The following is an 11,654-nucleotide window of genomic DNA, read 5'->3' as shown; positions in this document are numbered from 1 at the left end:
TTGCCGTCGCAAGGTGACGGCTTCGTCGATCGCGGCCAGTGCGCCGGTGCGGTCACCAACGTTACTGCGCATAGTGGCTTGGTTGTTCAACGAGCTGGCGAGGTCGGGGAGGAAGGCTGCGGGGTTGTTGTCGGCGAGTTGCCGGTAGTGGGTGACGGCTTCGTCGATCGCGGCCAGTGCGCCGGTGCGGTCCCCGACCTCACTGCGCATGGTGGCTTGGTTGTTCAACGCCATGGCGAGGTTGGGGAGGAAGGCTGCGGGGTTGTTGTCGGCGAGTTGCCGTCGCAAGGTGACGGCTTCGTCGATCGCGGCCAGTGCGCCGGTGCGGTCACCAACGTTACTGCGCATAGTGGCTTGGTTGTTCAACGAGCCGGCGAGGTCGGGGAGGAAAGCTCCGGGGTTGTTGTCGGCGAGTTGCCGGTAGTGGCTGACGGCTTCGTCGATCGCGGCCAGTGCGCCGGTCCGGTCACCAACCTCACCGAGTCGGATGGCGAGATTGTTCGACCAGGCGGCGCGTGCTGCGAGATTGTCGTTGTCGGTGGAGGTGGGGTCTGGTTCTGCTGTGCTGTGCTGTGTTGCGGTTAAGGCCAGGGCTCGGAGCGCCGCATGTCCTGGGGGTATAGCGGTAGCGATCTGTGCCAGTGGCAGGGGGGTGTCATTGTGTTCGGCGAGCTCGGTCAAAACGACGGAGAATGGGCCTCCTTGGTTGAGGGCAACGGCCAGGCCGGCCGACCATAAGTAGGTGTGGTGTGCCAGCAGCCGCTGGGTCAGCCCTAAGGCACCGTGGGTGTCCTGCTCGGCGGCGCGGGTGAGGACGGTGCAGGCGCGGAAGCCTTCCCTGATCGCGGCCTGCGCGTCAGCTAATGCATCTGGGTCTTCGGGACGCTGAGCGAGCCTTTGATCGGTGGTCGGGTCGGGTGGGATGCAGCGATCCAGCAGAGCCGGAGTGGCGGTGAATTCTCGTAACACCAGTCGTTCACCCACGGGATCGGGCCGGATCGCGAAGCCTTCGTCGGCGGCATCGGGGGTCAGAAGCCCGGTCAGTACGTCGATGAAGGTGGCCCGGTCGAGGGTCGGCAGAATTAGCTCCTCGATCGCCGTGAGACTCCGGGTCGCTCGATCAGTGGTGGACGGTTCGAGGAGTGTCAGCACGGCCCCCGCGCGGGCCAGCAGTTTTGAGTCATAGTCGGGCAAATTGCGTTTGACGCATGTTCGCTGCCAGTAAGCAAATTCCCGATGCAGGATCAGGTCGTACAGTGTGTCGCGCTGGGTCGGGAGAGCGTCATCGGCGGTGCCCGCGGCGGCCAGATACGCCTGTAACACCAGGTCCAGGGTGGTCCAGCGCGGGTTCGGGGGCGGTTGTTCGATGGTGGTGCTTACCATGCCGGGTAGCTGGGCGAACCGTTGCGCGGCGCGGCGGAACACGCCGGCCGAAGCTGGATGTCGCCGCGGGAGGGGAACGAGGCGTGGCGCGGCGATGCTCAGGCCGTCACGCTCGGCGTCTCCGGTGATGGTCGTGAGCCAGTCGCCAATCGCGCGGGCTGTCAGCAGTACCCTGGTGGGTGATTCCCGGCCACGGAGTGCCTTGAGGATAGCGAGGATATCTGCGACGCCAGTGTCCTCGACGTAGTCCACGACGACCAGCACAGGCGATTCCACGCCCGCGAGCCAGGCCAGGTCCTTGTTACTCGGCACTGGTTTCTTGGCCAGGAACCCGGTGTACCAGCCTGCCAGGTGCAGCCGGCGGCACAGCTCGGCGGCCAGGTGGGTTTTGCCAGCGCCTCCCACTCCGTGCAGCACGGCCAGTTCCACGCCGTCCGGGGTCGAGATGTTTGCCTCAGCCCACTCCAGTAGCAGATCCAGTTCATCGCGGGTGTAGAACGGCACAAGGCCCTGCCTGGCCTTGATCTGCGTTAGTGGGCGGGCATCTGGATTTGGCGTGATGTAGGGGTCGGTCAGTGGCTGGAAGTTCGGCCGCCCCCAGTCGATCAAGTCAACTGCGGGAATAGTGTGCCGGGACAGCCCGACGTCGATGCTTAGTCCCCACTGCCACCTGCCGACGGTCATGGTGGTTGCTGCGATCATCTCGGCACCGTCAGCGACTGCGGTGGCCCAGTCTTTTGTCGGTGCGGACATCTTTGCCGGCCAGGTTGCGCCAGCGACGTCGATCGCGAGGAAGGAACCGCCAGCGTCGACTGTCGCACGGATCTCCCCTAGCAGCGGGAACCCGTCCTCGGTCACCGGTGCGGTCACCTGCACTATGTTCTGGAACGGGGCGCTGCCTTCCGCTGCAGACCATGAGCCGTCCAGCCAGATCAGCACGATGGCATGCCCGGGCCCGCCGTGCCGTGCGTCTAACACGACGATGATCGGATGCAGCCCGGCGTCCAGACAAGCCCCGGCGTAGGCCACGCAGATGTCGAGGCAGGTGGCGTGCCGTGGCCGGGCCAGCACCTGGTCCACCGGGCGGACGGTCTGTAGCCCGTCGCCGCTGGTGGTTGGCTCGCCCACGTAGCGCACGTCGGTGTCGGCGAACACCTCGTAGATCAGCCGCGCCTTCTCGGCCGGTGCCGTGCTCCGCGGCCCAGGTAGTCTCCTGGCCAGTTTTGCCGGCAGCAGCTTGCGAGCCAGGTCCTGCTGGACATATCGGGCCAGCTCGCCTGGATCCGCGGCCCGGTCCCATCGCCATCCTGTCATGGCTCGATCACCCCGATGATGTCCTCGCCGATGACCCGGTCCACCTCGGGCACGTGATCAAGCTCGACCCGCAGTCGGTGCGCCCCCGCTGGCAGAGCGGGGATCTCGACTCGCCACCTTCCGTTGTCCCACTCCACCGGGAGGCTGTCGGGCATCTCGGTCGTTGTGCCAGGTTCGGCGATCACCCGGATCCGAGCTTTCACCTGCTGCGGGTCGGCTCCGCACAACTTCACGGACGCCGTCGACGGCACCCCGGCGGCAGTGACGTCATCCACATCGAAACCCACCCACGGCCGGTCCGGCCCCTGTTCACCGTGCACGGCATCCAGCGGAGCCGCCTCGAACCGGGCGACGAACTCGACCACACCGCTCGCGGACGCGATGGGCAAGTGCGGTTCCGGCCACCAAGTTCGGTGATAGACCCCATCGTCACCGTCAGCCGAGTACTCCACCGGAGTGGCAGAAACGGCGGGCACCGTGCCGTCCCCGCCCTCCCACCCCTGGCTCGGCAGCCACTCCGCGTCTGCCCGGCTCACCCGAACACGCTCCCCGTCGACCACCGCCCGACCTGCCGTCGCATGCCCGGTGGCATAGAAGGCCATGAATCGCGACCTCGCCTCCGGCGTCGACTCGAATAAGTCCCTGCAGCCCGCCTCGAGCTCCAAGTGCCGCTCATACGCAGCTTTCGCGCGTAGACTGAATGACTCCGGCACGACCGACACCTCGTGCGGATACACCGGGCCGCCGGCGTCCAGCACCGCTGGATAGCGTGGCAACAACTCCCAGGTGGAATCCCAACCGGACACCACCTCAGCGGCATCCTCCAGTAGCTGGCTCGACATTGCAGCCACCGATGTGGGGCCCAGTCGGACACCATTGAGAAGCCAGTCGATCGCCTTCGGCGCGCCGCGATGCGGCGTGGCCACCGTGATCAGGGACCGGCAGATCCGGTGACCGCCCAAGACCGCCCACCACCAGCGGGCCACCACGCCACCCATCGAATGAGCAACCACAATCACCTGCCGATCACCCACACGGCGCGCGATCTCCGCCTCCAGCCGCTCGGCGTTGGATGCCATCCCCTGGCGGAAATCGTAGGGAAACAGCAACACGCTCGCCCCAGGCCGAGGGGCCCTACCCGGATGGACAGTGTCGATATCGTCGGGTCCCAATCGGAACTTGTTCATCAGCTGCTGAACTAGCCGGTCATACCCCGCGACCTTCTTCCAGGGCAGCACCCTCATGCTCGGCAAAAGCCCGACCGGTACTACCGGCTCGGACATCGCCAAGCCGGCTGGAGCGAATCCTGACCGCACTGTTCTCTGCAGGTTCTGTCCCCACAAGGGTCGGCCGTCCGGGTCTTCGAGGACGCTTCCGCCGATGCCTGGAACGATCACTAGCAGATGCTTCAGGCCCATCAGCCCTCCCAGCCGATCAACTTGTTCACCCCCTTCAGTCGTTCGTCCAACGACACGGGTTACCGGCTGTGTATCACGGTTCGGTCGGCCGCATGACGAACCAGGCCATGCGAATCAGTGGTAGTAATTGACCAACTTTCTCATTTCTGAGATACGGGTCTTCGCGACGCCGTGATGTGCCTGATGAAGCCGCATGTTTCACATTATTCGAAACTCGATAGCTCTGGTCACGTGATATCACTATCCAGATCGTTCCGAAGATCGGCAGATGAGGAAACTCTTCGGTCCGTGAGTTCTCTGAAGGAGTCCGCTGCGGGTGTTCGGAGTGAAACGACGGTGCCTTTGCGGCCGAGTTGTTGGCGCAGGGCGGTGTTCTCAAGGTGCAGGGTGGCGATGACGGTGGCTGCTGCTTCGAGGCGTCGGCGGAGCTGGGTGCATTCGTCAGTTTTCTTGGTGAGGCTGGCACGTAGCGAGTGGGTCTCCTGGTCGTGGCGTGTCTGCTGGGGCGTTCGCTTGCCGACGGCGTCGAGAGCGGTGTCCCATTCGGTGAGGATGGTCCTGGCGCGGAAGAGGGCTGCGTGACTGACTCCGGCTTCGCGTCCGAGGTTGGCTTTGGTCAGGCGGCCGTCGGTGTGCTCGGGGTGGCTTCGAGCAGGCGTTTCATGGCTTCCCGGAGCGCTTTCTCGGTGTGCGGTGAGACGACGTCGCCGCTCGCGGGGGTCACGATTTGGCCTTCCGGAGGACGGTGCGGACATCGTCGAGTTCCCGTTGCAGCGCGGTCTTGCGGGTGGGCGCGATCTTGGGTGTGTCGAGGAGTGTGAGCAGGGTGTGTTCTTCGGTTCGCCAGGCGGGGATGTGTTCTGGGCCGAAAAGGCTGTTGCCGCAGCGGGCGGGTTGGCAGCGGTCGACCAGCGGCCCCTGATGTCCGGGCGGGATGATGGTGTTCTCCAGGCATTTGGCGCCGACGGGGTTGGTCTCGTCAAGGGTGCAGTGGTTGAGCTTGCCGAAGCGAATCGAGATGCGGGCCTTGCGGAGCAGGTCGTACTCGATGCGAGCGTCGCCGTGCTGGGTTTGCTCGGAGACGCGGGTGAAGCTGTCGAAAGTGTCGCGCAACCGGTCGGCCGCCGGTCCGTAGCCGATGGTGTCACCGCGGCGGTGGGCGTCGTAGAGGTCCTGCAGGCGCTGGAATCGGGTGCTGGCGAGGGCGTCGTCGAGGCGGCGGGCCCATGCTGGCGCGGTTCTGGTGTGGCCGGGGGTGGAGCGGTTGGCCAAGGCTCGGGTGGCGACGTGCTTGAGCTGGATGCCCAGGGCTATCTCGGAGCCGGGGTGGTCACGGGCGAGCATCGCCATGGTGCGCCGGAACATGTGCGGGGTGATCTTGCTGTCCGGGATGGCGGGCAGGCCGTTGTAGCGGTGCGAACCGTTCACGCGGCGGATGAAGGAGACGATGGCGTGCTGGCTGGAAAAACCGTCGTCGTCGCTGCCGTCGCGGACCCTGCCGAACGCCAGCTGCGGGTGTAGGGACAGCTGGGAGGCGGTGAAGATCGCTTTGGCGGCCGGTTCGATGATCCACCAGTGCTGGGTTGGCAGGTCGGGGTCGCGTTTGCGTTTGGTGGAGGTGACCGAGGGGGCGCCGTAGTGCTTGACGACGCTGTTGTGGGTGATCTGCCGGATTACTGGTGGAAGGTACTTATTCCGACCATGCACTATTCCTCACCCGAGACAAGGACCTGGCTGGCGCTGGCGTGGCGGTCGCGGATGACAGCGCCGGTTGCTGGGCGGCCAGCACGTCGCACCGTCGTGCGTCGTCGACTCCCGCCGCCGCTCGAACGTTCTCTTCTAGCCGAGTAGCGTTCACTCGCCCGACGTCCGCCACTGTCGAGAGGAGGGTGGCAGGCGGTCAGGTGCTGTCGTCGGAGAGGAGGATGCCGAGTTCGACGCGCCAGTTGGTCTTCATGAGCTCGGATCGCGGGTCGGTGAGGTAGACCTCGTACCGGCACGCGAAGTGGTGACCGGCGGGCTCCGTCCACCCGTCGAGCGTGATGCCGTTGTCCCGCACCCATTCGAGCAGTGTGGTGCGCGCGGCGTGCGTGGTTGATGTAGGTGAGGCTGGCGTACCGGCCCGCTGGCAGGACGCCCGCGCGTACGCGGTCGTCGCCCTCGATCGGCTCTTTGGTGACGACACGGTTGTTAAAGAGATGGCGGATTTCGTGGAGGAATCATTGGAGCCAGGCCTATCAGGGCAGTTTGGCTCGGTTCGTGACGGTGATGCTAGGCAGGAAGGCGCGAGTGGGCGCTTGAAGATCGCGACTGCCTGTTCCGCACATCAACCGACTTCCTGATCACGGAAAATCCCGGCCGTGGAATTGGTGAGCAATTGACGTGAAGGTTTCAGAGGGCGTGTTGTGCCCCTCGTCGGCGGAGTCCGTACCGCCGATCGGCGGTATTTCTATTCGTCGGCTTTGCGTTTTCTTGACCTGGCTTGGACATGGGCAGATGCTGGGCGCGTCCCGGCATCCCGCATGAGGGAGGCTGCTGTGTCGGTGTCGCAGTCCAGTCCGTTCGTCTCGATCACGAGTTTCGAAGTCGACGACACCCAGGAGGCGCCACGGCTGGTCGATCTTGCGCCGATTTATGGCAGCCCTTTCCTGCGTAGTTATCGCGCCGACGAGGAGAATGGGCTCGCGGATCTCGAAGATCAGGAATACGTCGGTTTCCTTGGCGAACTCTACGTCGAGGAACTCGACGACGCCCTCTTCCAGCTGGCCGCGGAGTCCGCCAGGCACTACGGCGATCTCTTATCGGGGGAAGACGGCACGGTGCTCACGGAGCCGCGGGAGGCGCGAGCACAGGTCGAAGCCCGCTACCTGCCGCTGATCCGCGAGCTCGAGGCCGCGATCGACGCCATGGCGGATGCGGCGGGTGACCAGCAGCTGCGATCGTTGTCGGAAGCCGAGGCCGCGACGATTCTCGATTCCGTGGCTCGGGCGGCGACCGTTCCGCCTGCCTTTGAGTTCCTGTTCGGCGGGATCGGAAAGGTATTCAAGAAAGTGGCGGGCAAGGCCGTCAGCCTGGCCAAACGCGGCCTCAAAGCGGTGGCGAACATCGCCCTCGGACCGTTGCTGCGGAAGCTGAAGCCGATCGCCGTTGCCCTGCTCAAGAAGGCGCTGAAGATCGGGCTCAAATGGATTCCGGCGGAGCTGCGTCCAGCTGCGGAGCGGCTGGCGCGTCGGCTGCCATTCCTGCGTGAAACCGACGACACGGCGGGGGACGCTACCGGTGATGTCCGCGGTTTGCAGGAAGAATTTGACCTCCAGGTGGCGGACACGGTCTTCGCCGACACCGAAGCGGTCATAGAGCAGGAAACCGCAACTTACGTCCGCGAGCCCGAGTCGGCGCCTGACCCGGTCGAGGAGCTGGGCCGGGCCCGCGAGCGGTTCATCTCCCAGCTCGCCGAAGCCGAGGACGGCGCCGACATCACGCCAGAGATAGAAGCGTTTCTCCCGGCGATGCTGCCCATCCTGCGACTCGCCCTGCGGGTGACTGGCGGCCGCTCCAAACTCGTGAAGATCCTGTCTGGGATGCTCAACGGGCTGCTTGCGAAGGTCGTCGGCAAGGAGACCGCCAGACCTATGTCTCGGGCCCTGGTGGAGGCGGGCCTGAAGCTCATTCAGTTGGAGGTTACGCCTGCGGACGAGCGGCGCGCGGCGGCCACGGCGGCGGCCACCGTCGTCGAGGACACCTTGCGCAAGGTGGCCGATCTGCCCGAGCATGTGCTGAGCGATGAGACGCTGCTGGAGGGCTACCTCCTCGAAGCCTTCGAGCAGGCTGCGGCCCGCAGCCTGCCGCACGTGCTGACCGAGGAAACCTACCTGCAGCGCCCCGAGCTCCGGCAGGACCGGTCGCTGTGCGGGGTGTGGGTGCCGCTGCCGCTGCGCGGAGTAAAGCGCTACCGCAAGCACACGCGCATGCCGTGGGTCACCATCTCGCCCTACCACGCGGCGCACATCCGGAGCTTCCGCGGTCTTCCGCTGAGTTCCGTGCTGTACCAACGGTTCGGGCGGCCGCCCGGCGCGGGCATGCGCGCCCGTGTCCACCTCTTCGAAGCCATTCCCGGCACCTCCGTAGTGGACATCGCGCAGGGAGAACGCGGCGTGCCCGGGATCGACGCCGCGCAGCTGCATCCGCTGACGCCCGAGGCCGCTGGCCTGCTGCTTGGTGAGCCGGCGCTTGGCGAGAACACCGATCCCCGCTACCTGGCCAGCAATCGCCTGCTCGGCGTGGGGCAGCGTCTTTACTACCTGGAAGTCGCCGACGTACCGTCACAGCAGCCGACGCTGCCGTCCCGGCCGACCGAGGCCACCGTGACGTTGAGTTTCCCGGATGACACGGTCGTCACCGAGCTGTTCCTGAGCGAGGCTGACGCCCAGGCCGTCGCCACCGGCCTCCGCCGCGGCCTGTCCGCCGGGCGCGTGTTGGCCCCGTTGGTCCCTGGCCTCCGACAGCGGATCGGCGCCGCACTGGACTGCCATCGGCTGCGCGTCGTGCACGGTGCGATACCGCCTCGTTGGGCCGCCATCGCGCTGCGCCGGGTTTCCCCGGCTACGATCGCACGGCTGGCCCAGGATGTAGAACAGGGGTTGACCCGGAGCCTGGCCGAGCTGATAAAGGACCAGCGCGACGCCTTCGTCACCGCGACCGAGGCGCCCGCCGATGGGGTGACGGTGCGTGCCGTCCTGGTCTCCCCGCCAGTGCTGCCGGAGGTTCGCGCCGCGCTGGGCGCCGCGCCGCGGGCACTGCGCGGGTCCGAGCAGTCGCCCCGCGTAACGGTGAGCGCCGGTCATGGACGCCCCTGATCGGGTTCAGCTGGCCCGCCAGATCGGCCACTGGACGGCGGCGGCCGGGCGGCTCGGCGCCCTCGACGACCATGCGGCGGCCGCCGCATGGTCGAGCCTTGAGCGCTACCTCGGTATCGCGGTCCGGGCTGCACTGGCGTCCACTGTGGACACGCTCGTCGCGCGGAGCGCCGGGCTCCGGGCGGCGCTCGCCGGGGCACGTACGCCCGCTGAGCTCGTAGCTGTGCGCCGTCGGCTGCTCGACTTCCGGGAGTCGTACCTGCGCGCCGAGACCACAGTGGACTTCTACGCGGACGCGGTCAACACCCGTACGAACCCGCGGATCGCCGCGCTCCTGCAGGCCTGCGACAGCCTGGCGTACCGCAGCATGGCGATGGCACTCGACCCACTGCGCAAGCAGACGCCGTCCGTGCTGACCTATCTGGACAACGGCGTCGGCGCGGCGATTCTCAAGGCGGGACTGCGGCTGTGGGACGCGGGCACGGAAAGCCCGGCTGCCACCATCAAGATCGTGCGGCACAGCCTCCTGTGTCCGACATCGCTCATCCACGAATGCGGCCACCAGTTCGCACACCAGACCGGCTGGAATCCGCAGACGGCGGTGGCGCTCAGGAACAGGCTCGCATCGGTTCCCGACGTCCGCGACGTCTGGACCGGCTGGACGTCCGAGATCACAGCCGACGCATTCGCCTTCGTGCATACCGGCTACGCGGCGGTGGCCAACCTGCACGACGTGCTCTCCGGCGGTGAACGGTTCGTCTTCCGGTTGCCACCCGGCGATCCGCACCCGGTCGGTTACCTGCGGGTGCTGCTGAACACCGCGATGTGCCGCCTCGCCTACGGTGCCGGACCGTGGGACGCGCTGGAGCAGACCTGGCGGGCCGACCACCCGCTGGAAGCCTGTCCGGATCCCGAGGTGCGCGACCTCGTCGAGGCGTCGCTGCCGGTGCTTCCGATCGTCGCCGCTGTCCTGCTCACTGAGCCGTTGGACGCCTTCGGTGGGCGGTCACTGAGCGCGCTGGTCCCGCCTGAGCGGGTCGCGCCGGACGCGCTCGAATCGCTGGAGAACCGGCTCGGCCCGGCGTTGTACACATCGATGCACTGGTTGTGGACGGAAGGGCTGCGACTGCTGGCGTTGAGCGGGTGGAAAGCGGCGACACAGCCTGAGCGGGCGGTCGAGCTCGCGACGGAACAGGAAGCGTGGATGACCCGGCTCGGGGGCGGTGAGCGTGCGGCCTGAGGCAGGGGACACCGACAACGGAGTCGAGGAGGACGGATGGCCGAAGAGAAGAGCACCGCGAAGAGCACGACGACCAGACCGGCGAGAGGGACGAGAGGGTCGGCGGGTACCCGGACGGACCCCCCGACCGCTGTCGACCTCGCGCGGGAGCGCTACGGCCGTCTGACCAAGGATCTGCGCGACGTCCCGGAGACCGACCGCACGCTCTGGTGCCTGCCGGATCTGAGCTGCCAGGCGCGAATCGCCGAGCTCGAAGGCGCGTGCAACGCCAACAGCGACATCTGCGTCGGCGTGATCGTGGACCAGGCCGGGAGGTCGTGATGTTCCGACAGCTGGCCGCCTCGGTCCCCGGCGGCGCCGAGTTCCTCTTCCGGCTGCACCCGGTCGAACTCTCCGCGCTGCTTGACGAGGCATGGAACTTCCGCGTCAACGACCGGACCAAGCCGGTCGGCCACCCCGACCACCGCAGCGACCTGCCCGGCCTGCCCGAGTACCTGCTAGAGGTGTTCCCCGGGTTCGACCGCAACAAAACGAGGCTCACTAGTTTCGACGGTGAGGAACCCGAATGTCCCGACGGGTTCGTCCGCTGGGAGCACCTGATCTACGCGTACATGATCGAGAACACCCGGGTGCTCGACATCTTCCGCCGCGTAGTCCGGCTCTATCGCGAAGGCGAAGAACTGGGCGTGCCGACCGACGGCAGCGAACACTGGCTGCGCAACACCGAAGAGCTCTTCTACCGTGACCCAGCGCCGTTCTTCATTACCGCGTTGACCAGCCAGGTCCGGCCACAGCTCGACGCGATCTGGCGCAATGCCTACTACCGCCTGTTCGGGATGGATCTCAACCACGGTAACGAAGACGGTTCGCCGTATCCGTACCCGAAACCGGCGGCCGCCAACACGCAGTTCGTGAACATCTTCGAGGAGTTCCTGCGCGAGGTGTGGATCGGCATCATCAATGTCAACAACGACAGCGGCCCGAACCCCACCGACACCGCCAAGATCGAGGATCTGGCCGACCGGCTGGCGGGCATGCTCACCACCCGCGGGCTGGGGTCGAACATCTCGCGTGAGGCGTTCTCCGCAGTCGCGACCATGTCGTGGTTCCACCTGACGCTGGACTTCGACTCACCGATCGTGCGCGCGCTGAAGGCCCAGGCGACGAGTCCCGAGCAGCGGCTGTTCATGATCGCCGAGAGGGTGAAGCTCCCGGCGCACGCGATGTCCAAGAGCTTCTTCGACATCGCCGACGCCATCTCGCGACTGCTGACCGCGATCGAGACGGGCATCTTCAGCGTGCTGGGTTCGGCGCCTGCGTTGTTTACCGGGCCGATCTCCGATGACGTCCGCAAGGTGATCACGCACTGGTCGCTCGCGACCGGGCACGATCTCAAGGCAGGCAAGGTCGCCACGAGCTGAACCCGAACCCGCGAAGGAGCAA

The 11,654-nt window shown here is 66.4% G+C and carries 9 protein-coding genes; 4 read left to right on the top strand and 5 right to left on the bottom strand.

Going from position 1 to position 11,654, the window contains the following annotated elements:
- From ACZ5IK_RS44390 to ACZ5IK_RS44370, 5 genes are all read right to left on the bottom strand, one after another.
- Positions 1-2,697 (bottom strand): hypothetical protein (locus tag ACZ5IK_RS44390; RefSeq protein WP_465493227.1); only part of this gene is annotated, 2,697 nt, incomplete at its 3' end.
- On the bottom strand, positions 2,694-4,115 hold the full coding sequence (locus tag ACZ5IK_RS44385) for an esterase/lipase family protein (RefSeq protein ID WP_465493226.1): 1,422 nt from the start codon (positions 4,113-4,115) through the stop codon (positions 2,694-2,696). The genes ACZ5IK_RS44385 and ACZ5IK_RS44390, both read right to left, overlap by 4 nt.
- Positions 4,116-4,342: 227 nt before the next feature.
- A complete protein-coding gene (locus ACZ5IK_RS44380) occupies positions 4,343-4,870 on the bottom strand; it encodes a hypothetical protein (protein WP_465493225.1) in 528 nt (175 codons plus the stop codon).
- Positions 4,836-5,822, bottom strand: coding sequence for a hypothetical protein (locus ACZ5IK_RS44375; RefSeq protein ID WP_465493224.1), 987 nt, complete (start codon positions 5,820-5,822; stop codon positions 4,836-4,838). The genes ACZ5IK_RS44380 and ACZ5IK_RS44375 overlap by 35 nt, the downstream gene beginning before the upstream one ends.
- 193 nt (positions 5,823-6,015) lie before the next feature.
- The gene (locus ACZ5IK_RS44370; RefSeq protein ID WP_465493223.1) at positions 6,016-6,300 is read right to left on the bottom strand and encodes a GyrI-like domain-containing protein; all 285 of its coding nucleotides are present in this window, start codon (positions 6,298-6,300) and stop codon (positions 6,016-6,018) included.
- Positions 6,301-6,652: 352 nt separating this feature from the next.
- Between ACZ5IK_RS44370 and ACZ5IK_RS44365 the strand changes: the two genes are divergently transcribed.
- The 4 genes from ACZ5IK_RS44365 to ACZ5IK_RS44350 are packed head-to-tail and all read left to right on the top strand — an operon-like array spanning position 6,653 to position 11,632.
- Positions 6,653-8,971 (top strand): hypothetical protein, encoded by a 2,319-nt coding sequence (locus ACZ5IK_RS44365; RefSeq protein ID WP_465493222.1) that lies wholly within the window; start codon positions 6,653-6,655, stop codon positions 8,969-8,971.
- Complete coding sequence (locus ACZ5IK_RS44360; protein ID WP_465493221.1) at positions 8,958-10,211, top strand: hypothetical protein; 1,254 nt, start codon at positions 8,958-8,960, stop codon at positions 10,209-10,211. Before ACZ5IK_RS44365 ends, ACZ5IK_RS44360 begins: the two co-directional genes overlap by 14 nt.
- Positions 10,212-10,247: 36 nt before the next feature.
- Positions 10,248-10,532, top strand: a complete 285-nt coding sequence (locus ACZ5IK_RS44355) for a hypothetical protein (RefSeq protein WP_465493220.1) — start codon at positions 10,248-10,250, stop codon at positions 10,530-10,532.
- Positions 10,532-11,632, top strand: a complete 1,101-nt coding sequence (locus ACZ5IK_RS44350; protein ID WP_465493219.1) for a hypothetical protein — start codon at positions 10,532-10,534, stop codon at positions 11,630-11,632. The genes ACZ5IK_RS44355 and ACZ5IK_RS44350 overlap by 1 nt, the downstream gene beginning before the upstream one ends.
- Positions 11,633-11,654: the final 22 nt, after the last annotated feature.

This window comes from Amycolatopsis sp. NPDC031561, from assembly GCF_055580625.1.
The sequence above is the reverse complement of the archived record's forward strand: the minus strand, read 5'-3'. Positions and strand labels throughout refer to the sequence as shown.

Coding starts and splice junctions, on each gene's coding strand:
- ACZ5IK_RS44385 (WP_465493226.1), bottom strand. CDS start 4,115: ATGGGCCTGAAGCATCTGCTAGTGATCGTTCCAGGCATCGGCGGAAGC.
- ACZ5IK_RS44380 (WP_465493225.1), bottom strand. CDS start 4,870: ATGTCCGCACCGTCCTCCGGAAGGCCAAATCGTGACCCCCGCGAGCGG.
- ACZ5IK_RS44360 (WP_465493221.1), top strand. CDS start 8,958: ATGGACGCCCCTGATCGGGTTCAGCTGGCCCGCCAGATCGGCCACTGG.
- ACZ5IK_RS44355 (WP_465493220.1), top strand. CDS start 10,248: ATGGCCGAAGAGAAGAGCACCGCGAAGAGCACGACGACCAGACCGGCG.
- ACZ5IK_RS44350 (WP_465493219.1), top strand. CDS start 10,532: ATGTTCCGACAGCTGGCCGCCTCGGTCCCCGGCGGCGCCGAGTTCCTC.